This window comes from Arthrobacter sp. zg-Y895 (assembly GCF_020731025.1).
Classification (GTDB): domain Bacteria; phylum Actinomycetota; class Actinomycetes; order Actinomycetales; family Micrococcaceae; genus Arthrobacter_B.
Map to the genome: position 1 here is coordinate 732833 of NZ_JAJFZY010000004.1, position 21649 is coordinate 754481.

Below are 21649 nucleotides of genomic sequence, written 5' to 3' on the forward strand. Positions count from 1 at the left end.
CCGTTTTTTGCTCTCTGCCTGTCGGCCTTCCTATTTACCGAAACTGCGCAGCCGCAGCGAGTTGCCGACCACCAGCACCGAGCTCGCCGCCATCGCCGCCCCCGCGATCATGGGGTTGAGCAGTCCGAAGGCTGCCACCGGGATGCCCACCGCGTTGTAGAAGAACGCCCAGAACAGGTTGGTCTTGATGGTCGCCAGCGTCCGCCGGGAGAGTTCGACGGCGGTGGCCACCTGTCCCAGGCTGCTGCCCATCACGGTCAGGTCGGCTGCTTCCATGGCGACGTCGGTGCCGGAGCCCATGGCGATGCCCAGATCCGCCTGGGCCAGTGCCGCGGCGTCGTTCACGCCGTCCCCGGCCATCGCCACGGTGCGTCCCTGTGCCTGGAGCCGCCGGACGGCGTCGACCTTCCCTTCGGGACGGACATCGGCAAGCACGTCCTCGGCCGGGATTCCCACCTGTTCCGCGACCTGGGCGGCCACCACGGCGTTGTCGCCGGTCAGCAGCACCGGGTGCAGGCCCAGGCTGCGGAACCTTGCAATGGCCTCCGCGGAGCCTTCCTTGACGGTGTCCTGCAGGCTGATGATTCCCGCCACCCGGTCATCGACCGCCACCAGGACGGCAGTGGCGCCGGCTTCCTGCTCTTCCCGCAGCGCGGCGTAGGCAGCATCCGGCAGGTCAACCCCGTTTTCGTCCAGCCAGGCCGGGCGCCCGGCCACGATGCGGTGTCCGTCCACGGTGCCGCGGACTCCCCCGCCCGGTGCCGAATCGAAGTCGGTGACCGGCACGGTGCCTGGACCGGAACGTGCGGACGCGGCGATGGCCCGGGCAATCGGGTGCTCCCCGGCATCCTCGACCGAGCCGGCCAGGCGCAGCAGGTCATCCGCGGTGAGGTCCGCTGATTCATTGTCCAGCAGCCGGATCCGGGCCACGGACAGCCGGCCCGAGGTAATGGTGCCGGTCTTGTCCAGCACGATGGTGTCCACTATGCGGGTATCCTCCAGCACCTGGGCGCCCTTGATCAGGATGCCCAGCTGCGCGCCGCGGCCGGTTCCGGTCAGCAGGCCCACCGGGGTGGCGAGGCCCAGGGCACATGGGCAGGCGATCACCAGCACCGTGACGGCGGCAGTGAAGGCTGCCTGCAGGTCGCCGGTGAGGAGCATCCACAACACGAAGGTCAGGACCGCGATCCCGAGGACCACCGGAACGAACACGGCACTGATCCGGTCCGCAAGCCGGGCGATCGGTGCCTTGGACGACTGGGCCTCGCTGACGAGGCGGCCCATCTGCGCCAGGGTGGTCTCGCTGCCTACCCGGGTGGCCCGCACCTGCAGGCGGCCGGAGGTGTTGATGGTGGCACCCGTGACCGGGCTGTTGACATCCACCTCCACGGGCAGCGACTCGCCGGTGATCAAGGAGGCATCCACCGCCGAGCGGCCCTCGAGTACCACGCCGTCAGCCGGTATCTTTTCCCCGGGCCGGACAACAAACACGTCGCCGACTTCCAGCCGGTCCGCCGGGATGCGGACTTCCGCTCCGTCCCGCAGCACCGTCGCGTCCTTCGCGCCCAGGTTCAGCAGTGCCTTCAGCGCATCCGTTGCCTTGGTTTTGGCGTTGGCCTCCAGATAGCGGCCCAGCAGCAGGAACGTGACCACCACCGAGGCGACCTCGAAGTACAGGTGCGGGTCCGATCCCATGCCCGGATCCGCGGTAAGTCCCGGATCAACGGCCAGCTGTCCTACCGAGAACAGGTAGGCCGCCGCGACGCCGATGGAGACCAGGGTGTCCATGGTGGAGGCAAGGTGCCGGGCATTGATGGCCGCCGCACGGTGGAAGGGCCACGCGGACCAGGTCACCACGGGCAGCGCGAGCAGCGCCACCACCCATCCCCAGTTCGGGAATGCCAGTGCGGGAACCATGGAGATGAGCAGGACCGGAACGCTGAGGACCGCTGCCAGGATCAGCCGGGGACGCAGCTGTGCGGCAGTTCCGCCGTGGGACATGTGGTCGCCGCCGGACATGTGCCCTTCGCCGTGTTCCGCCGGCGTTTCATTACCGGCGTCCGCTCCCGGTGCCGCGGCGGCGTGCCCTCCGTGGGCGGACGGCCGGGCAGGGTGCCGGGTTTTCAGCCGGGCGTTGTAACCGGCAGCATTTACGGCGTCGACAATCTGCTGGTCTGAAACGGCTGCGGGGGCGGTGACCCGCGCACTTTCCAGCGGCAGGTTGACTGAGGCCTCGACGCCGTCGATCTTTCCGAGCCTGCGCTCCACCCGCGCCACGCAGGAAGCGCACGTCATGCCCTGGATCTCAAGTTCGACTGCCCTGGTTGCCGCTTGTTCGCGAGTGTCCATGATGGTTCCCTTCTCCTACTTCCTGTGCGCAGTATCCGCTTCGTCGCGCTTGGTGCAGCCGCTACGCGTCGGCATCGACCACCAAGTAACCGGCTTCAGCAACCGCTTCGCCCAGTTCAGCGGAGCTGAGGCTTCGGTTCGCGGTGACAGTCGCGGTTGAAATGCCGCCCGCGTTCAGGTCCACGGAGACGTTGTCGACGCCGTCGAGTGCCTCCAGTTCCTCGGTCACGGAAGCGACGCAGTGGCCGCAGGTCATGCCTGAGATGTTCAGTGTGGTGGTTTCCATGCGAATCTTCTTCCTTGGATGGGTGAATGGATCGGGTGCCGGTCCTACCGCAGCAGGCGGCCGATGGCGTCGGCCGCTTCCTGGACCTTGGCGGTAACAATCTCGGGATTGCCGGTTCGTTCGGATTCCTGCGCGGCATCCACCAGGCAGTGCGACATGTGGTCCTGGACCAGCCCAAGGCTGACCGCATGCAGCGCCTTGTTGATGGCTGCGACCTGGGTGAGGATGTCGATGCAGTATTTGTCTTCCTCGACCATGCGGGCGATTCCCCGCACCTGGCCCTCAATCCGGCGCAGCCGGCGGAGGTAGGCGTCTTTATCCGACGCGTAACCATGCGGCCCGTCGTGGGTCTCCACGGTTTCCGGAACATTCTGCGTCACTGCGTCCATTGCCTCTGCTCCAATCCTTGACTGCATCCAAGCTATACCCTGCCGGGGTATCAATTCAAGTACCCCTAGGGGGTATTTATTCCCGAGGGGCGGAGTCCTGCCAGTAAGGTGGAACCCGTGGCACACAGCGAACTCTCGACAGCAAGCCAGGATTACCTGAAGGTCATCTGGACCGCGCAGGAATGGACGGATGAACCCCTGACGGTGTCCGCGCTGTCCGTACACATGGGCTTCTCGCCGTCGTCGGTCTCCGAGGCGGTAAAGAAACTGACCGGCCAGGGCCTGTTGACGCACGCCCGCTACGGGTCGATTGCCCTGACGGACGCGGGCGAGAAGGCTGCCGTGGGCATGGTCCGCAGGCACCGGCTGATCGAGACGTTCCTGGTGGAGTACCTGGGCTACCGCTGGGACGAAGTGCACGACGAAGCCGAACACCTCGAGCACGCCGTATCGGACAAGATGGTGGATGCCCTGGCGGCGCGCCTCGGCAATCCCGTGCGTGACCCGCACGGCGACCCGATCCCGGCCCGCGACGGCAGTTTCCCCGTCCTGGATGCACAGCGGCTGAGCCGGTGCGAACCCGGTTCCCGCGGAACGGTGGCCCGTGTCTCCGACAATGAACCCGAACTGCTGCGCTACCTCGCCGGGCTGGGCCTTCACCTGGACACCATGGTGTCCGTGGTGCAGCGCCAGCCCTATGCCGGCACGCTGACTATTGAAGCCGGGGGCCGGACGCTGGACCTGGGCCTGCCCGCAGCGGAAGCCATCTGGATCCTCACGGTCCCGGACACGGTCCCGGACACAAACCCCACGGCAACGTCCCCGGACACGGCCCCCGCGGACCGGTAGCGCGCTCTTCCCGCGGCCCCTGCTACAGGACCGTTTTGTCGAAGACCACTTCCCGGTGCGTGGGCTTATAGCCCAGGCTTTCGTACAGCCCCAGGGCACCGGACGGGTTCTCCGTGTCCACGCCGAGCCCGGCGTTGTCCATGCCGCCTTCCCGGAAGCGGCGCATTGCCTCACGCAGCATCGCCGGAGCAAGTTTCCGTCCCCGCCAGTCCCGCCGCACCCCGAGGAGCATGGTGTAGCCCTCTTTGTAGCCGTGGATGTCCTTGCTCTCCGGGTCGAAGCTCGCCAACTGGTAGGCGGCAACTTCCCCGGAGCCGGTATCCACCACCGCGAAGCTCCAGTCCGGCCGGAACTGGGGATGGTCGATGGTGAATCCCCACCGCTCCTTGTTCCGCGGCTCGCTCCCCCAGTGGTCCTTGAACGCTTCGTTATGCGCCCGGCGTACGGCGTCGGAAATCTCCGGGGAGAAGGTGCGGAACTCCATACCCTCCGGCAGCACGGCGTCCGGCAGGCCGCCAGTCAGCGGCCGGCTCATCTCGGTGAAGTAGCGGACCACGTGGGCGCCTTCGGACTGCAGCAGTGCCACCTGGGAGGCGTTGGATTCCTCGGCGTAGGTGCGCAGGACGCCGTGTTTCCGGTGCTCCGTGAGCAGCCGCTGGCGCAGGCGGGTTTCCTGCCAGCGGTAGATCTTCGACCCGATGCCCCGGCGCCGCCACTGCGGGTCGACGCCGCCGAAGCCCGAGCCGGTCTCCGACCCGGGGTTCAAGGCGATCCGGCCGTACGCCCGCGCCGCACCGGTTTTGTCCAGCCCGATCAGCGTGTCCTTTGCGGGATCCCCGGAGGTGGTTTCCAGCGCCTGCTCCAGGTCCCTGCGGTCCTCCACCCATCCGGGTTTGTCCGCCTCCGCCATCCTGCGGATCAGGGCATACCAGGCGTCGACGTCGTCAGCTCCGATGGAGCGCCAGCGCAGGCCGGTTTCGGGCCCGGGGAACAGGGGTGGGGAAGGCATCTGCATCCATCCACCCTAGGACAACAGCACCGCTCCCAGTGAGACCTCCCGCCCGCACCAGGCAGCATCGGCCGGATTATGGGTCACCACCACAACGGCTTTGCCCTGCAGGCCGGATTTCAGGTCGGCCATCAGCTGCGCCCCCGCCTCCGCGTCCAAGTGGGCCGTGGGCTCGTCCAGGAGCACGACGTCGGCCGCCGCGAGGAGCGCACGGGCCACGGCAAGCCGCTGGCGCTGGCCGCCGGAGAGGAAATGCCCGCCGGCGCCGATGGCTGTATCCAGGCCGTCGGGCAGGGTGTCGAACAGCGGCCCCAGGCCAACAGCGCGAAGGGAGCCGATCATTTCGGCTTCCGTCGGGGCAAGGGCGCGGTCACGGGCCAGAAGCAGGTTCCCGCGGAGGGTCGAGTCGAACAGGTGCGCCTCCTGCGGGCACCACGCCATCCGCCGGGCTGCCTGTGGGACCGACTGCGCAGGAACGCCGTTGATCAGATAGGTACCGCTTCGGGGCGGCAGGAAGCCGAGCAGCACACCGAGCAGGGTGGATTTGCCGCTGCCGGAGGGACCGGTGACGGCTACCCACTCCCCTGCGGAGACCCTGAGGTCCACGCCGGTCAGCACATCTGCGGCAGCGCCGGGATAGCGGTACCGGATGTTATCCAGTTCCAGTACGTGGACCTTGCCAAAGCTCTCCCGGGCAGCGGTTTCCCCTGCGGTGTCATCGGGCGCGACGTCTTCCGTGCCCAGATCCGGCAGCACCTTGTCCCCCAGGGTGCGCCACGCGGAGAACTGCTGGATGGAGCCGTTGACTGCGACAAAAGGCTCAATCAGCGCCAGCTGCACCAGGACCACCACCGCGGCCACGGTGGCCGGCCCGTCCGGCGAAGCGCTGATCATGTAAAGCGCTGCAAGGGAGCAGGCGAGGGCGGTGACGGCATTGGCCAGGCCCTGGGCCCAGGCGCTGCGCCGGACCGCCCGAGCCGCGGCTGCTTCGAACTGCTCCTGGCGGGCCAGGACCGGGGCCGAGCTTGAGTTGGCTTCCAGATCGGGGGCAGCCGTGAGCAGGCGTGCCATGGAGGACATGGACCGGGCCTGGAGGTTCACAGTGGCTGCGCGGGCAGCGGAATCGGCGAACAGGGCAAGCAGCGGAGCGATGACCATCCCCACCACGGTCAGCGCCAGCTGCACTGCCAGGCCTTCCGGGACCAGCAGCCAGGTCACTACACAGGCGCCGACGGCGGTCAGCAGGCCGGTCAGGGGTGCGAAGACCACCCGGGGCGCGATGTCCCGCAGCTCGTCCACGTCACCCACCAGGCGTTCAAGGGCACCCGAACCCCGCGCCACGCGGCGCCAGCCTTCGGGGCGCTGCAGCAGCCCATTCCAGAGCCGGACCCGCAGCGTGTTGGTGGCACGGAAGACGGCGTCGTGCAGGGAGAGCCGCTCCAGGTACCGCAGCAATGCCCGGCCGATGCCGAAGAACCGCACGCCGACAATCGCCATAAGCAGGTACAGGATTGGCGGCTGCTCCGCGGCACGCACGATCAGCCAGGCGGACAGGGCCGTCAGCGCGACGGCGAACATGGTGGCCCCCGTGCCCAGCACCAGCGCCAGGACAAACTGCTTGCTCCACGGCTTCAGCACCAGGAGGTTCTTCCACAGCGGCTCATGGCCCGAGGTCGGCTCCGCGGCTGTGCCGGCTGCCTGGCTGCCGGATGCCGAGCCGCCCTCTTTCCCGGGACCGGCGTCGGCAGCAGCTGCCGGACCGGAACCGGCAGGAACCGCCACCGGGACCCTGCGGGCAGCAGCTGCCAGGGATGCCGCATGCTGGCCCTTGACGCGTTCCCGGGGCAGGCTTGCACCCGCCGCCGCTTCAACCGGAATCACGGTGTCGGCGATGGCTGCGGTGGCGGCGTCGTGGGCTACCAGCAGCACGGTGGTCCGTCCCCGCAGGGCGGACAGGGCTGCACGGACAGCCGAGGCACTGCGGAAATCGAGGTGTGCGGTAGGTTCATCCGCCAGCAGGATCCGGACGCCGGGATTCGCTTCGATGCGGGCCAGTGCCCGGGCCACGGCCACCCGGCGCTGCTCACCCGGGCTCAGGTCCGCGGTGGCGGAATCGAGCAGGTGCCCGGCGTCAATGCGGTCGAGTGCCCGGCGGGCTGCCGTGCGCCCCGCACTGTCCGGGCCTTCGGCACTGCCGGACCCGGTCACCGGGAAACCCGCGTAGAGGGCGATCTCCTCGGCAACGGTGTCCTCGACCAGGACGGGATGCTGGGGTATCCACGCCTGCGTTTCGCGGCTGATGCCCTGCACGCTGCCGTCCAGCCGGGTGTCGCCGCCGTTCCGCCGGAGCCCGGCCAGGACTTCCAGCACGGAGGTTTTTCCTGCCCCGCTGGAACCGGTCAGGGCGGCAATGGCACCTGCGGGGACCGTGAAACTGAGGTTCTCCACGGCAGGATGCGGCCGGCCTTCGTAGGCGATGGTCAGATCCCGGACCACGAGCGCCGACCCGGCGGTTTCCTCAGCGGCGGCTGAAGCGTCCGCCAGCGGCACGGCCGCCGGAGCGTCCAGCACCGCGTTGGTCCGGTTCAGTGCTTCGAGGCCGTCCTCGCTGGCGTGGTGGGCGGTACCCAGGTCACGCAGCGGCTGGTAGCACTCCGGTGCAAGGATCAGGGCCAGCAGCCCCAATTCCAGCGGCATGCCGCCGTGCACCAGCCGGACACCGATGAATACCGCCACCAGGGCCACCGAGATAGTGGCAATGAGTTCCAATGCCAGCGAGGACATAAACGCCACCCGCAGGGTTGCCAGCGTTGTGGTGCGGTAACGGTCGGCGACGTCGCGCAGTGCCCGGGTCTGCGCACGGGCGCGGCCGAGGCCCACCAGCACGGGCAGGCCCTTGGCCAGCTCCAGCATGTTGTCCGAGAGCCGGTTCAGCGCGTCCACCGCGGCGGCGGTCTTGTCCTCGGTGTGCAGGCCGATCAGGATCATGAAGACCGGGATGAGGAGTACGGTCAGCACGATCGTGACGGCGCTGATCCAGTCCGCGGCGAGGATGCGGGCACCCACCAGCAGGGGGACGACGGCGCAGGTCACCAGTGCGGGCAGGTACTTGGAGTAGTAGTTGTCCAGTCCGTCCAACCCGCGGGTAAGCAGGACGCTCAGCGCACCGCTGCCCATCCCCGGGACGGTCCCGCCGTCGGCCAGTACCCGCACGGACAGCTGCCGGCGCAGTTCGTCCTTCACCCCTGCGGCCGCACGCTGGGCCACGGTGTCCTGGCCCCATACAGCCACGGACCGCAGCACGGCGCCGGCGGTGCCGAGCAGGAACACGCGGTTCCACTCCGGACCGCCGGCGGCCAGGCCGGCGATGCCGCTGGCTACGGCGTCGGCCAGCAGTACCAGCCCCGCTGCCTTGATGGCTGCCAGCAGCCCGAGGAGGTACAGCGCACGGCGGCTGGTGGCGCTGACCGGGAGGACCGGCTTCACTGCGGTTTGAAGCTGTGGGGGGCGGGGATGGCCTCGGTGGTGACCCGCTTACGGAACACCCAGTAGGTCCAGCCCTGGTACAGCACCACTACCGGCAGGCCGAACAGGGCCACCCAGCTCATGACCTTCAGGGCGTAGGGGGACGCGGAGGCGTTTTCCACCGTCAGGTTCCAGGCTGCATCCAGCGTGGAGGGCAGCACCACGGGGTACATGGAGGCGAAGATGGTCGCCGCTCCGGCCACCAGGAAGATCCCAAGGCTGATGAAGCTCAAACCGTCACGGCCCCGGCGGGCGTAGATCCAGGCCAGGAGGGCTCCCACCACCGCAATCACCAACAGGGGAAGCGTGGCGGCCTTGCCGTTCATGAACTGCACGATGATGGCCCATGCCGCCAAGGGCAGGATGCCCACGGGCAGCCAGCGCGTCACGATGCGCTTGGCGCGGTCACGGATCTGTCCGTCGGTCTTGAGCATCAGGAAAACGCAGGCGTGAACCAGGCAGAAGGCCACCACGGCCACTCCGCCCAGCACCGCGTACGGAGTCAGCCAGGCAAACGCCCCGCCCACGCGGTCGCCGTTCTCATTCAGCGGCAGGCCTGTGGTGGTCAGTCCGAGCGCGGCACCGACGCCGAAGGCAGCCGCGAAGGAGCCCAGGGCCATGCCCCAGTCCCAGCGGTTGCGCCAGCTGTCGCTGTCATGCTTGCCGCGGTACTCGATGGACACGGCCCGGAAGATGAGCCCCAGCAGCACAATGACCAAGGGGATGTACAGGGCGGAGAACAACGAGGCGTACCACAGCGGGAAAGCCGCGAAAGTCATTGCACCGACCGTGATCAGCCAGACTTCGTTGCCGTCCCACACCGGGCCGATGGTGTTCAGCAGTACCCGGCGGTCCTTCTCGTCGCGGGCCATCAGCTTCATAAGCATGCCCACCCCGAGGTCGAAGCCCTCCAGGAAAAGGTACCCGACCCATAGGAAGGCAATCACGATAAACCAGAACAGCGGTAGCGACATTACTTTCAGAGCTCCAGAAGTGCCGGTGTCCGGCAGATTGCAGGGTGGAGGACCCGGAGGGCGGCCGTGTGCACGGCCTCCCCCCGGGGCGCCTTAGTAGGCAAAGTCGAGGACATCATGCTTCTTCTTTCCGGGGCTGCCGTCGGGATCGCCGCCGGCGGAGTCCAGGCCGCCCGTGCCGCCGTCGTCGCCGTGCAGCAGGTCAGGCATCGCTGCCGGAACGCCGCCGCGGACGAACTTGAACAGCAGCCGCACCTCCACGATCAGCAGGGCCAGGTACACGACGGTGAAGGTGATGACGGAGAACAGCAGTTCCGCCATGCTCACACCCGGCGAGACGGCTGCGGCGGTGAACATGAAGACGCCGTCGGTACCGGTGGGGTTCGGAGCCACCACAAACGGCTGGCGGCCCATTTCGGTGAAGATCCAGCCTGCGGAGTTGGCGCCGAACGGTGCCAGGATGCCGAAGACGGCCAGGCGCATCAGCCATTTGGACTCGGGGACGGTGCCCTTGCGGACCGCCCACAGGGCGTAGGCGGCGGCGACGGCGGCAACACTGCCGAAGCCGATCATGATGCGGAAGCCCCAGTAGGTGACGGCGAAGTTCGGCGTGTAGTCGATTTCCATGCCGGAGTTGGTGCCGTACATTTCGTTGTCCGGCAGGTTCGTGCCGTAGGCGTCGCGGTACTCCTCCAGCAGGGTGTTTACCCCCCGGATTTCGGTGTCGAAGTCGCCGTTGGCGAGGAAGGACAGCATGCCCGGGATTTCGACCAGGGTGTCCACGTCTTCACAGTTCTCCGCGCCGGGGTCACCGATGGACAGGACGGAGAAGCCGGTGCCGTCATGGCACGCCGCTTCCGCGGCCGCCATCTTCATGGGCTGCTGCTCAAACATGAGCTTGCCCTGCAGGTCACCGCTGACGGCGACGCCGGCGAAGGAGATCATGGCAACGACGGCGCCGATGCGCAGGGAGCGCAGCCACACGGCGTGGTCGGTCTTGTCGCGGCCGATTGCGGCGTTTTCGCCAACCACCACGTAGCCCCGGTCATCCACGGTGTCGATGCCGTCGCGGCGCCGCTTCCAGAGGTGGTACCAGGCGATGCCGAGTAGGAACCCGCCGGCAACGGCGAAGGCACCGAAGATTGTGTGCGGGAACGCGACGAGGAGGGTGTTGTTGGTCAGGACGGCCCAGATGTCGTTCATGACCGGGCGGCCGTCCACCATTTCCACGCCCACGGGGTGCTGCATCCAGGAGTTAGCGGCGAGGATGAAGTAGGCCGAGAGCATGGAGGCGAGCGTGGTGATCCACAGGCACGCCAGATGGATCTTCGGGGGCAACCTCTTCCAGCCGAAGATCCACAATCCCAGGAACACTGATTCGGTGAAGAACGCCAACAGTGATTCCAGTGCCAGCGGGGCGCCGAAGACGTCGCCGACGAAGCGGCTGTACTCGCTCCAGGCCATCCCGAACTGGAACTCCTGAACCAGGCCGGTGGCCAGGCCCAGGATGAAGTTAATGAGGAACAGCTTTCCCCAGAACTTCGTCATTCGCAGGTATTGTTCTTTGCCGGTGCGCACCCAGGCTGTCTGCATGGCTGCCACCACAATCCCCAGCCCAATGGTCAGCGGGACCATGAGGAAGTGGTAGACGGTCGTGATGCCGAACTGCCACCGGGCGATATCCAGTGCTTCCACGCTTGTAGTCCTTCAGTTGAGCAGTTTCTTCTACGCGTTGTAGAATTCCTAACTTCTACACAGCGTAGAACAAGTCGGCCAAGATTTCTACGTGATGTAGAACAAACGGGCGGAACGGGGTACATTAGTAAGTCTGGACCCGATACAGGGGTCCGCCGGGGTCTCGATCGAAAAAGGATGCACATGGCAACGCTCGGTGAGTTGGAACGCGCAATGATGGATCTGCTGTGGGAATCAAACGAAGCAGCCACCGCCAATGAACTCCGCGAGAAACTGGCGCAGCGTGAGGCTTCCGCTGACGGCAAGGGCCTCGCTGTCACCACCGTGCTGACCGTGCTGTCACGGCTGGAAAAGAAATCGCTGGTCCAGCGTGAACGCGACATCCGCCCCCACCGCTACCGTGCCGTGACCAGCCGGGCCGAACACACGGCCGAACTCATGCATGAAGCCCTCGGTACCGCCAATGACCGCGAAGCCGTGCTGGCCCGGTTCGTCGGTTCCGTCTCCGACACCGAGGCCGAAATGCTGCGCAGGCTGCTCGGCGCCTAGGCACCGGCACCTGCGGTGTTCTGGGCCTCCTATGCATTGGCGGCGCTGGCGATCGTGCTGGCGTGGCCCGTTCCGATTCTTCTCTCGCGGGCAGCCTGGCCGGCCCGCTCCCCCTTCACCGCAATGGTTCTGTGGCAGGCGATAGCCCTTGCGGGCGGCCTGTCCATGATCGGAGCCATGCTTACCTGGGGCCTGGAGCCGCTCGGGGACAATCTCCTGGCCGGACTCCACGGCTTGTGGCGCATCCTTCTGCAGGGCGCTCCGGCCAGCACCCTCGGACTGGTCCACGTTTTCGCACTCAGCGCCGCAATGTTGCTGAGTGCCCACCTGGTATTCACCCTGCTGCTGACGTACTACCGGATCCTCCGCGGCCGGCATCGGCACCGGGACATGCTCAACCTGCTCAGTTCCCCTTCCGCTGACACGCCTGCCACCCTGGTCATCCAGCATCCAACCCCGGTGGCCTACTGCCTGCCCGGCGGTGCACGGTCCGTCACGGTCCTCTCTGACGGACTGTTGAACATGCTCTCCGAGGATGAGCTTTCCGCGGTGCTCACCCATGAACGCGCCCATCTGGCCCAGCACCACCACCTGCTGCTGTGGGCCTTCGCGGCCTGGCGTGCGGCCCTGCCTTGGCTGCCGACATCAATGCTGGCCCAGCACTCGGTCAATGAGCTGATCGAGATGCTCGCCGATGACGAGGCGCTGCGGAAGGTGGACCGGATGACACTCGTCCGCGCCGTGGCAATTGTCGGGTCCGGGTCCCCCGCCGCACCCGGGGCACCGACGCCTCCGGCCGATCCGCAGGGCCGCCTGCGCGGGACGTCCCCGCTCGCTCTGGGTGCACCCGAGGGGTCAGAGCCGCTGGGTATTGCCGGCAGGCTCAGCCGGTTGCTCACACCGCAGCCACCCCTGCCCCGCTGGCAGCAGTGGAGCGTGCTGTGCCTCTCGGCCCTGCTGCTGGCAGTACCGACCACCCTGCTGATCGCCCCGGGGCTGCTGGATTAGGCCCGGGCCGCGCCTTCCGTGAGGTGCGGCCCCGGGCCGCGCCTTCCGTGAGGTGCGGCCCCGGGCCGACCGGGGGCTGGTCCCCGGGTCTCGGGTCCGGGCTAGGCGTCGATCCGGTCCCGGTCCAGCATGGCCGCCCCGGCGATGATGAAGTCCTTGCGCGGCGCCACGTCGCTGCCCATCAGCAGCTCGAATGCCTGCTCGGCCGCAGCTGCTTCGGAAATCCGGACCCTCCGCAGGGTGCGGTGCCGGGGGTCCATGGTGGTTTCGGCCAGCTGGCCTGCATCCATCTCACCCAGGCCCTTGTAGCGCTGGATCGGTTCCTTGTAGCGCTTGCCTTCCTTTTCCAGACGGGCAAGGACCTGGTGCAGTTCCTTTTCGCTGTAGGTGTAGACCATCTCATTGCTCTTGGAGCCGGCATTGATGACCTCCACGCGGTGCAGCGGCGGAACGGCTGCATAGACGCGTCCTGCATCCACCAGCGGGCGCATGTAGCGGAAGAACAGCGTGAGCAGCAGGGTCCGGATGTGCGCGCCGTCGACGTCTGCATCGGTCATGAAAATAACCTTGCCGTACCGGGCGGCGTCGAGCTGGAAGCTGCGGCCGGAGCCGGCCCCCACCACCTGGATCAGCGCGGCACACTCGGCATTGGACAGCATGTCCGCCACGGACGCCTTCTGCACGTTCAGGATTTTGCCGCGGATGGGCAGAAGCGCCTGGTAGTCCGAGGACCGGGCAAGTTTGGCCGTGCCCAGGGCGCTGTCGCCTTCCACGATGAACAGTTCAGAGCGTTCCTGGTCATCGATCCGGCAGTCAGCCAGCTTGGCCGGCATGGTGGAGGTTTCCAGCGCGTTCTTCCGGCGCTGGGTCTCCTTGTGCACGCGGGCGGAGATCCGGGACTTCATCTCCGCCACCACCTTTTCCAGCAGCTGCGAAGACTGCGCCTTGTCGGCACGCGCCGTGGAGTTCAACCGGGCGGTGATTTCCTTCTCCACCACCTTGCTCACGATGGCCCTGACGGCGGAGGTGCCGAGGATTTCCTTGGTCTGGCCCTCGAACTGCGGTTCGGCGAGGCGGACCGTCAGCACCGCGGTGAGCCCGGCGAAAACGTCGTCCTTTTCGATCTTGTCGTTGCCGGCCTTGAGTTTGCGGGCGTTGGCTTCGATGACCTTGCGGAAGGTCTTCAGCAGGCCCTGCTCGAAGCCGGTCTGGTGCGTTCCGCCCTTGGGCGTGGCAATGATGTTTACGAACGAGCGGATATTTGTTTCGTAGCCGATCCCCCAGCGCAGGGCGATATCCACCTCCGCCTCGCGTTCAATCTCGGTGATCCGGCTATGTCCGCTTTCATCGAGTACGGGCACGGATTCCTTGAACTTGCCGGAGCCGTGCAGGCGCCAGATATCGGTGACGGCGGCGTCGGCGGCCAGATAGTCGACGAACTCGGCGATCCCGCCGTCGTGGTGGAAGACTTCCTCCACGGGGCCGTTCTCGCCCGGGGTTCCGGGCAGGCGCCGTTCATCGCGCAGCGTGATGCGCAGCCCGGGGACCAGGAAGGAAGTCTGGCGGGCGCGGGCCTGCAGTTCGGTGTAGGAGAACTTGGCGTCCGGCGTGAAGATCTGCCGGTCCGCCCAGTACCGGATGCGCGTGCCCGTGACGCCGCGCTTGGCCTTGCCCACTACCTCAAGGCGCGAGCTGTCCAGGAACGGAGAGAACTTGGCCTCGGGGCCGGGCTTTTTGCCGGTGTCGTCGAAGTGCCCGGGCTCGCCGCGGCGGAAGGCCATCTGGTAGGTCTTGCCCGCCCGGTCAACCTGCACGTCGAGTCGGGAGGAGAGGGCGTTAACCACGCTGGCACCGACGCCGTGCAGGCCGCCGGAGGCAGCGTAGGACCCGCCGCCGAACTTGCCGCCGGCGTGGAGCTTGGTGAAGACGACTTCGACGCCGGAGAGCCCGGTTTTCGGTTCAATATCCACCGGGATGCCGCGGCCGTCGTCGTGGATCTCCACGGAACCGTCCGGGTGCAGGATGATCTTGATGCTCTGCCCAAAGCCGGCCAGGGCTTCATCGACGGAGTTGTCGATGATTTCCCAGAGACAGTGCATCAGTCCGCGGGAGTCGGTGGACCCGATGTACATGCCGGGACGCTTGCGGACGGCTTCCAATCCTTCCAGGACGGACAGGTGCCGGGCAGTGTAATCAGAACTAGGGGGCGCCACGTGCGTTGAAACTCCTTGGTGTCGGCTGTTTCGCCGGTAGGGATAGCCGGGAACAATCAGGAACTCCTACAAGGTTAATCCCCGGCGGTGACACTTCCGCCCAACGACTCAGTTGCGTGAGTTTGCCCACGGCGACCACGCCGGAACGGTACGCGTAGAGCGAAAGGCGGGCCAACCTGCAAGGGACGGGGTGCCAAAGGTGGTTATATGAAGTATCAACACCCTTGAGGAGGCAACTCATGACAGCAGCAGTAGCAACCCGTGAGCTGAACAGCCTGGACCGCTGCGACCGTTGCGGCGCACAGGCATACGTACGTGCCGTACTGGAATCCTCCGGTGGGGAACTGCTTTTCTGCGGGCACCACGCCCGTGCGGTGGAGGCGAACCTCCGTCCGCTCACCTCGGAATGGCAGGATGAGACCTCGCGCCTGAACGAGAAGGCACCGGTCTCTGCAGAGTAAACACGCAGTCGGCTGAATGGCCAGCGAAGCCACGGAGTAATGTCCGCGTCGACGCGGCGTACCAAGCTTGAAGAAGTCCCCTTCCGTGTCGGAAGGGGACTTCTTTTTGTCCAACTGCACCTGGGTCCGCCGGGCCCGCACACAACAGCACCCCGTCCGCAGACGCGGGCCGGGGTGCTGTTGGTGAAGCGGGTTGCCGGCGAACCGGCAGGTGCCTAATCCAGGTAGTCCCGCAGGACCTGCGAACGCGACGGGTGGCGCAGCTTGGACATGGTCTTGGATTCGATCTGGCGGATCCGTTCACGGGTCACGCCGTAAACCTTGCCGATCTCGTCCAGGGTCTTCGGCTGGCCGTCGGTGAGGCCGAAACGCATGGCGACAACGCCGGCTTCGCGTTCGGACAGCGTGTCCAGCACCGAATGCAGCTGCTCCTGCAGCAGCGTGAAGCTGACCGCATCGGCGGGGACAACGGCTTCGGAATCCTCAATGAGGTCGCCGAACTCGGAGTCGCCGTCTTCACCCAGCGGGGTGTGCAGCGAGATCGGCTCACGGCCGTACTTCTGCACCTCCACGACCTTTTCAGGGGTCATGTCCAGTTCCAGCGCCAGCTCTTCGGGAGCGGGCTCGCGACCCAGGTCCTGAAGCATCTGGCGCTGCACACGGGCCAGCTTGTTGATGACTTCCACCATGTGCACCGGGATGCGGATGGTGCGGGCCTGGTCTGCCATGGCGCGGGTGATGGCCTGGCGGATCCACCACGTGGCGTACGTGGAGAACTTGAAGCCCTTGGTGTAGTCGAACTTCTCTACGGCGCGGATGAGGCCAAGGTTGCCTTCCTGGATCAGGTCCAGGAAGAGCATGCCGCGGCCGGTGTAACGCTTGGCCAGCGACACCACGAGGCGCAGGTTGGCTTCGAGCAGGTGGTTCTTGGCGCGCTTTCCGTCATGGGACACCCACTGAAGCTCACGCTTGAGCTTGGGGTCCATGTCGGGATCCGCTGCCATCTTCTCTTCGGCGTACAGGCCGGCTTCGATCCGCAGTGCGAGGTCGACTTCCTGCTCAGCGTTCAGCAGGGCGACCTTACCGATCTGCTTCAGGTAGTCCTTGACGGGGTCGGCCGTGGCGCCGGCGGAGACGACCTGCTGGGCAGGCGCGTCGTCATCGTCGGCATCCGAGTACACGAAACCGGATCCGGTGGGTGCTGCTGCAGTGTCTGCACCTTCAACGGCGTCTGCGTCCGGCTCAACGTCGGCAGAGTCAACCTCTTCATCAACCTCGGCTTTGGCAGCCTTGGCGGTCTTCGCAGCGGTCTTTCGTCCTGCTGCAGTGGTGCCGGCCTTCGCCGGAGCCTTCCGGGCAGCCGGCTTGCGGGCCGTCTTGGCAGCGGTCTTTTCGCCGGAAGCAGCCTCCTTGTCGGCCACCGCTGACGGGGCCTCAGTTGCGGCAGTGCGCTTATTTGCAGTGTCAGTCTCTTCGACTGCAGTTGTCTTTCTCGGCGACACAGAAAACCTTTCATACGGCGGGTTGTGGCACCGCCATTGGGGGCAACACCACTATGACCCTGTCAAGTCCGTGATTCTATCCAAGTGTTCGGTTTGGCTTGCTCTGAATAGAACACGCCGTGCCGGTGTATTGTTCCGCTGGCCACAAGGACTGGCAGTTCAAAGGACACTTGATACACGAACCCGACCGGGTCTCGGTTCCCATTGTCGCACGTTTTCCGTCCCGCCACAGCACCGGCGCACCTCGTCGGCACACTCCGCGGGCCGTGTTCCGCCGCGTGGCTTTTCCCCGCCGGTTCTCTTTCAGCACCGGTTCATCCGGGTCTCGGGCTAGCCGTCCGGCGTGCCCGGCCATGACCCGTCCCGGGAGCCGGTCCAGTCCGGCAGGATTCCCGTACCCAGCAGTTCACGCAGCAGCAAGGCAAGACGGTATCCGGGGCATTCGTCGAGCGCATGCTGCAGATGGACGTGGGCACGAGAGCCGCGCCCCCTGGCCCACTCCATCCAGGCAAGCAGCGAAAGCAGCGCCGCTTTGGCGTCTTCGTCCGCCGCGGGCACGAGGTCCGAGAAAACGGCGTACGCCCGGTCCAGCAGGCTCCAATCCGGGGCGCCCCCTCTGCCCACCAGGATGCTGCGGAAATCCGCGGCGGCCGTGGACTGCCTTCGAGGGCGCGGCAGCAGGGGTATGACGCCGGATGCTGCCACGCCGTGGTCTACGGAACCGGGAAGGACAACAGGATGCACCTGCCGGCGGACCAGGCCGTTGGCCTCTGCTCCGTAAACAGCGGCGGCTTGGCCCGCAGCAGTCAGGACCAGCAGGGCATCGCGGATACCGCGGTCGCAGAGGCTGGCCAGGAGAAACCCGGCACATTCAGGATCGAGGTGCAGCCGGTTCCGGGAACCGGGGAACGGCTCGACCGTGTCTTCGGCATACGGCGCAGCACCGGTGTCGAGGCCGCCGCCTGCAAAACACTTGCCCCACAACTCCAAGGTGCGGTGGAACTGGTCCCGTTCGCACCAATGTGCACCCACCTGTTCCCCAAAGCGTGCCTGGCTGTCCGCTACCTCACCCCTGTTGGGCCACTGCATCGGGAAAGACTCCCCCACCGCCCTTTCCAGCGATGAGGCAAAGGCACTTCCCCGGTACACCAGTTCCGTGTTCAGCATGCTGTCCGCAATCTGCGACCTGGGCGCGCCCGGCCATGGGCAGCAGTCAGGCCGGGTGCAGAAATAGTCCCGCCAGGTGTCCGGACCGACCAGCCAGCCATCCTGCAGCGGGATGCCGGCCGCGGCCAGGTCCTTCCCGAGGCGGCGGACCAGCGGCCGGTACGGCGGATGCGCCGGGTCCTTCCAGGGCCGGTCCGTATACAGCGCCAGCAGTACCCCGTCAGCCTCGGTGTCGGACGCCAGGAACCGGCAGGCCGTGGCCGCATAGGCGGCATTCGCTCCGGCTTTGGCTCCCGGCCCCTGCCGCGGTCCTTTGCCCGGCACCGGAGGCAGGTCCAGCCGCAGCGTCGCGCCGAGCCGGCCACCGCATAATGCCATCAGCACCAGGGACTCGCGCGGCTCGAAGCCCAACGTGTGTGGAATCAGGCTGAGGATGTCTGCCGGAGCGTTGATGCGGTAGGGGTTGCGCGGGGTGCCGTCGGCCGGTTCTGTGCTCATGGCCCAAGGTTCCCCGGGAATCCGCGGTCGCTGCAGAGCCGGCCCGGGGCCTGTGCATCCGGTGCCGTGCGAGCCGCCGCTCCGGCAGCGGTGGAGGAAGAGTGGCCAGGTGCGACACAGGCCGGCAGGCATGCAGCCCGGCAGTCACGGAGAGGTCATTGCCAGCGGAAAACCTTCGCGGCCAACGCCGCGCATGAAACGGTCCAGACAAGCATCACAAGGAAGGGGGCAACCGTCACGGTCCCTCCGTACCAGGCGGCGGTCAGTGCCTGGGTCATGGCACCGAGCGGGGTGAAAGACGCGACCTGCCGGACGCCTTCCGGCATCAGGGGCCCGGGCGTCCACAATCCGGCAGTGAACATGCACCCCATAAACACCAGGAATCCGATGCCGTAGGCGTTCTGGGCGGTGCCGGCGACGGCGGCAATGAGTGATCCCACGGCCATCATGGCAGCGACGCCGAAGACCACCACGAGGACAACCAGTCCGGGACTGCTCGGCATCCGGCTGTCAAAGACAACCCTGGCGAGCAGGACGGTGACGGTCACCGCAACGGCGAGCGCTGCGCCGCTGACGATCCATTGGGCAAACAGGATGCGGTGCGCGCCGACGGGCGTCACCCCCAGCCGGCGCAGCACGCCCGTCTCCCGGTAGCCGCTGATCGCGGACGGGTAATTGGTCACCGCCACACTGGCCAGTGCCACCGCTATGGACAGCGGCACGAGCAGGTCAATGGGACGCAGGGCCGCATAGACGGGATCCGTGCCTCCCAGCGGGACCCGTGTGTTTGGAATGACGAAGCCCTGGAGCAGCAGGATGGCCGAGGGCAGCACCAATGCCATGAAAATGCTCACCGGATTGCGCAGATACAGTGTCGCTTCAGTGCGCGTCAGGGCTCCCAGCGCCCGCATGCTCCACCGTTCCCTTCACTCGGCTGCCGTCTGCTCAATGAAGGCCAGGTACGCATCCTCGAGAGCACCGGGCTCGGCGGCATTCCTGCCGGAAACGGCGAGCAGTTCCGCCGGCGTGCCCACGAACCGGGTCCGGCCGGCGTCGATAATCGCCAAGCGGTCACAGAGGCGCTCGACGTCGTCAAGGTAGTGGGTGACGAGGACAACCGTGATGCCGCCGTCCTTCACCCGTTGAATCAGCTGCCGCACATCGCGCCTGCCCTGCGGGTCCAGCCCCGTGGTCAACTCGTCGAACACGACGACGTCGGGATTGCCGATGAGCGCGAGGGCAATCGACAGGCGCTGCTGCTGCCCGCCGGAAAGCTTGCCGAAGGGGCGTTTGCGGTGTTCGTGCAGCCCTACGGTGCGCAGCAGCTCCGGCACATCGGCAGGCGCAGGATAGAAAGCGGCGAACAGCCGCAGCGCCTCCTCGACGCGCAGGGCGGGCGGCAGGGCGGCGGCCTGGAGCTGATAGCCGACACGCTCACGCACGGTTGCCCGGTCCGCTGCGGGATCCACGCCCAGCACCGTGACGCGTCCGCCGTCGGGCCGCAGCGTACCGGCCACACACTCCACCGTGGTGGTCTTGCCGGCGCCGTTGGGACCGAGAATTCCGAAGGCTTCACCCGCGTCAATCGAAAAGGTGACGTCCTCGAGCGCCGCGACATGCCGGAAAGCCTTGGATATCCCGCTCACGCTAACCACCGTGCCGGCAGGCACCTGTGCCCTGGTCATGCGGATCATTGTGGCGGCGGGGCTACTCAGGGGTCAAGGGTGGAGGGCGCCGCACTGCTACTGCGGACCCTGACCTCCGCGTTCCCCGCGGCGGCGCTGCCGTTCGCGGGCCAGTGCTGCACGGAGCGGCGGCAGCGGGGATCCTTCATCGGCCAGCCGCGAGCGGATCTGTCCCCGGGTCCGGAGGATGCCCGCAACACCTACCGCCATCACGGCAAATTGCACGGACAAGGCAATGCGGAAGGAATCCAGGGCGTACAGGTTCCCCCCTGAAAAGCCGCTGTTGTCCAGCACATCCAGCACCACGCCGATCAGGTACATGCTGACCAGCGAGGCAATAAAGCCGCCGATGTTCACAATCCCTGTGGCAGTTCCCAGCCGGGCGCTGGGGTTGTACGTCCGGGCAAAATCGAACCCGATCATGGATCCGGGCCCGCCGACGGCAAGCAGCGCCACGAGGAGGACCAACAGCCACAGCGGCGCCGGGCCGGGATACAGCAGCACGGCGGCCCACCCGGCCGCCATGGCACCTGCGATCAGCAGCACCATAGTGGAACGGCGCAGCGGATGCCTGCCCACCCAGGACCCCATCCACGGCCCGCAGACAATCGCGACCACCACGAAGAAGGTCATGAGGCCCGATGCAACGGCGGAAGACACGCCTTCGGCACTGACGAGGTACGGGAAGCCCCACATCATCACGAACACCGTGCCGGGGAACTGCACGGTGTAGTGGGTCCACATGCCCAGGCGCGTCCCCGGCTGGGCGAACGCCTCCGCCAGTGACGTACCCGTCTGCCGCAGCGGCAGCGGGACGGGGGCCTCACCGCCGTCGGGCCGGTTCCGCACGCAGGCCAGGGTCAGGACCAGGGCCAGCAGGGACAGGGAGGCCGCGGAGACGAACGCCGTGCTCCACCCAAAGCGGTGCAGCACATAGGCGAAAGGAATGGCGCTGGCAATCTGCCCCAGCTGGCCGACGATGCCGGTGTACTGGGTCAGGACGGGGATTTTCCTGCCGGAGAACCAGGCCGGAAGCAGCCGCAGCACGGAGATGAAGGTGAGCGCGTCGCCGGCGCCTACCAGGGAGCGCCCTAGGATGCCGGCGCCGACGGAATCGGCGGTAGCCAGCTGGAACTGTCCGGCAAGCATCAGCGCCGCTCCCCCGGCGATCAGCAGCCGCGGGCCGAAGCGGTCCACCAGCACCCCTACGGGTATCTGCAGCCCCGCATAGACCAGCAGCTGCACCACCGTAAAGACGGACAGGACGGACGCCGTCGCGGAGAAGCGTTCAGTGGCTTCGATGCCGGCCACTCCGAATGAAGTCCGCTGGGTCACCGCCACCATGTAGGCAAAGACGCCTACGCCCCAGACAATCCAGGCCCGTGTTCCGTTCACCGGCACACCTGCCCCGGACAGGAGCGGGGACGCGCCGCGTCAGGCCGTGCCGGTCCGTCCGTTCCCGTCGTCACTGCCGTGGCCCTCAACCGTGC

The 21649-nt window shown here is 66.8% G+C and carries 17 protein-coding genes; 4 read left to right on the plus strand and 13 right to left on the minus strand.

The genetic code is table 11. The features are described from left to right. Positions 1 to 30: 30 nt before the first annotated feature. The 3 genes from LJ760_RS10235 to LJ760_RS10245 form a co-directional block, all read right to left on the minus strand. Positions 31 to 2349, minus strand: a complete 2319-nt coding sequence (locus LJ760_RS10235) for a heavy metal translocating P-type ATPase (RefSeq protein WP_227922461.1) — start codon at positions 2347 to 2349, stop codon at positions 31 to 33. A 61-nt stretch (positions 2350 to 2410) separates the two neighbouring features. Further along, positions 2411 to 2635, minus strand: coding sequence for a heavy-metal-associated domain-containing protein (locus tag LJ760_RS10240; RefSeq protein WP_227922464.1), 225 nt, complete (start codon positions 2633 to 2635; stop codon positions 2411 to 2413). Positions 2636 to 2679: 44 nt separating this feature from the next. Further along, the gene (locus tag LJ760_RS10245) at positions 2680 to 3024 is read right to left on the minus strand and encodes a metal-sensitive transcriptional regulator (protein WP_227922467.1); all 345 of its coding nucleotides are present in this window, start codon (positions 3022 to 3024) and stop codon (positions 2680 to 2682) included. 117 nt (positions 3025 to 3141) lie between these two features. Between LJ760_RS10245 and LJ760_RS10250 the strand changes: the two genes are divergently transcribed. Continuing rightward, positions 3142 to 3873 carry a metal-dependent transcriptional regulator gene (locus tag LJ760_RS10250; protein WP_227922469.1) on the plus strand — a complete coding sequence of 244 codons (732 nt, stop codon included), beginning with the start codon at positions 3142 to 3144 and terminating at the stop codon, positions 3871 to 3873. 22 nt (positions 3874 to 3895) lie between these two features. On the opposite strand, the gene LJ760_RS10255 is transcribed toward LJ760_RS10250, so the two are convergent. The 4 genes from LJ760_RS10255 to LJ760_RS10270 form a co-directional block, all read right to left on the minus strand. Next, positions 3896 to 4882 (minus strand): GNAT family N-acetyltransferase, encoded by a 987-nt coding sequence (locus LJ760_RS10255; protein WP_227922471.1) that lies wholly within the window; start codon positions 4880 to 4882, stop codon positions 3896 to 3898. 15 nt (positions 4883 to 4897) lie between these two features. Next, positions 4898 to 8368 carry a thiol reductant ABC exporter subunit CydD gene (gene cydD, locus LJ760_RS10260; protein WP_227922474.1) on the minus strand — a complete coding sequence of 1157 codons (3471 nt, stop codon included), beginning with the start codon at positions 8366 to 8368 and terminating at the stop codon, positions 4898 to 4900. After that, positions 8365 to 9381 carry a cytochrome d ubiquinol oxidase subunit II gene (gene cydB, locus LJ760_RS10265; protein WP_227922477.1) on the minus strand — a complete coding sequence of 339 codons (1017 nt, stop codon included), beginning with the start codon at positions 9379 to 9381 and terminating at the stop codon, positions 8365 to 8367. The genes cydD and cydB overlap by 4 nt, the downstream gene beginning before the upstream one ends. A 93-nt stretch (positions 9382 to 9474) precedes the next feature. After that, positions 9475 to 11076 (minus strand): cytochrome ubiquinol oxidase subunit I, encoded by a 1602-nt coding sequence (locus tag LJ760_RS10270; RefSeq protein ID WP_227922478.1) that lies wholly within the window; start codon positions 11074 to 11076, stop codon positions 9475 to 9477. Between the two features lie 183 nt (positions 11077 to 11259). Here LJ760_RS10270 and LJ760_RS10275 point away from each other — a divergent pair, with 183 nt between their 5' ends. Both LJ760_RS10275 and LJ760_RS10280 read left to right on the plus strand, forming a co-directional pair. Next, entirely contained in the window at positions 11260 to 11625 is a 366-nt protein-coding gene (locus tag LJ760_RS10275) for a BlaI/MecI/CopY family transcriptional regulator (RefSeq protein WP_227922479.1), read from the plus strand. A gap of 15 nt (positions 11626 to 11640) precedes the next feature. Continuing rightward, positions 11641 to 12633 carry a M56 family metallopeptidase gene (locus tag LJ760_RS10280; RefSeq protein ID WP_227922481.1) on the plus strand — a complete coding sequence of 331 codons (993 nt, stop codon included), beginning with the start codon at positions 11641 to 11643 and terminating at the stop codon, positions 12631 to 12633. Between the two features lie 101 nt (positions 12634 to 12734). Here the strand turns inward: LJ760_RS10280 and LJ760_RS10285 are convergent, their stop codons facing one another. Next, entirely contained in the window at positions 12735 to 14846 is a 2112-nt protein-coding gene (locus tag LJ760_RS10285) for a DNA gyrase/topoisomerase IV subunit B (RefSeq protein WP_227922482.1), read from the minus strand. Positions 14847 to 15085: 239 nt separating this feature from the next. Between LJ760_RS10285 and LJ760_RS10290 the strand changes: the two genes are divergently transcribed. Then, positions 15086 to 15307: a DUF7455 domain-containing protein gene (locus LJ760_RS10290; protein ID WP_146362357.1), complete on the plus strand. Its 222-nt coding sequence runs from the start codon at positions 15086 to 15088 to the stop codon at positions 15305 to 15307. A 215-nt stretch (positions 15308 to 15522) separates the two neighbouring features. On the opposite strand, the gene LJ760_RS10295 is transcribed toward LJ760_RS10290, so the two are convergent. From LJ760_RS10295 to LJ760_RS10315, 5 genes are all read right to left on the minus strand, one after another. Further along, the gene (locus tag LJ760_RS10295) at positions 15523 to 16809 is read right to left on the minus strand and encodes an RNA polymerase sigma factor (RefSeq protein ID WP_227922484.1); all 1287 of its coding nucleotides are present in this window, start codon (positions 16807 to 16809) and stop codon (positions 15523 to 15525) included. A 330-nt stretch (positions 16810 to 17139) separates the two neighbouring features. Next, positions 17140 to 18474 carry a DUF4192 family protein gene (locus LJ760_RS10300; protein WP_227922488.1) on the minus strand — a complete coding sequence of 445 codons (1335 nt, stop codon included), beginning with the start codon at positions 18472 to 18474 and terminating at the stop codon, positions 17140 to 17142. 155 nt (positions 18475 to 18629) lie between these two features. Then, positions 18630 to 19385 carry an ABC transporter permease gene (locus LJ760_RS10305; protein ID WP_227922492.1) on the minus strand — a complete coding sequence of 252 codons (756 nt, stop codon included), beginning with the start codon at positions 19383 to 19385 and terminating at the stop codon, positions 18630 to 18632. Positions 19386 to 19400: 15 nt separating this feature from the next. Beyond that, entirely contained in the window at positions 19401 to 20159 is a 759-nt protein-coding gene (locus LJ760_RS10310) for an ABC transporter ATP-binding protein (protein ID WP_227922494.1), read from the minus strand. 57 nt (positions 20160 to 20216) lie between these two features. After that, positions 20217 to 21554 (minus strand): MFS transporter, encoded by a 1338-nt coding sequence (locus tag LJ760_RS10315; RefSeq protein WP_227922495.1) that lies wholly within the window; start codon positions 21552 to 21554, stop codon positions 20217 to 20219. Positions 21555 to 21649 lie beyond the last annotated feature (95 nt).

Bases quoted from the DNA above. Each gene is read 5' to 3' on its own strand.
- LJ760_RS10235 (WP_227922461.1), bottom strand. From the start codon at position 2,349: ATGGACACTCGCGAACAAGCGGCAACCAGGGCAGTCGAACTTGAGATC.
- LJ760_RS10240 (WP_227922464.1), bottom strand. From the start codon at position 2,635: ATGGAAACCACCACACTGAACATCTCAGGCATGACCTGCGGCCACTGC.
- LJ760_RS10245 (WP_227922467.1), bottom strand. From the start codon at position 3,024: ATGGACGCAGTGACGCAGAATGTTCCGGAAACCGTGGAGACCCACGAC.
- LJ760_RS10255 (WP_227922471.1), bottom strand. From the start codon at position 4,882: ATGCCTTCCCCACCCCTGTTCCCCGGGCCCGAAACCGGCCTGCGCTGG.
- cydB (WP_227922477.1), bottom strand. From the start codon at position 9,381: ATGTCGCTACCGCTGTTCTGGTTTATCGTGATTGCCTTCCTATGGGTC.
- LJ760_RS10275 (WP_227922479.1), top strand. From the start codon at position 11,260: ATGGCAACGCTCGGTGAGTTGGAACGCGCAATGATGGATCTGCTGTGG.
- LJ760_RS10290 (WP_146362357.1), top strand. From the start codon at position 15,086: ATGACAGCAGCAGTAGCAACCCGTGAGCTGAACAGCCTGGACCGCTGC.
- LJ760_RS10300 (WP_227922488.1), bottom strand. From the start codon at position 18,474: ATGAGCACAGAACCGGCCGACGGCACCCCGCGCAACCCCTACCGCATC.
- LJ760_RS10305 (WP_227922492.1), bottom strand. From the start codon at position 19,385: ATGCGGGCGCTGGGAGCCCTGACGCGCACTGAAGCGACACTGTATCTG.
- LJ760_RS10310 (WP_227922494.1), bottom strand. From the start codon at position 20,159: ATGACCAGGGCACAGGTGCCTGCCGGCACGGTGGTTAGCGTGAGCGGG.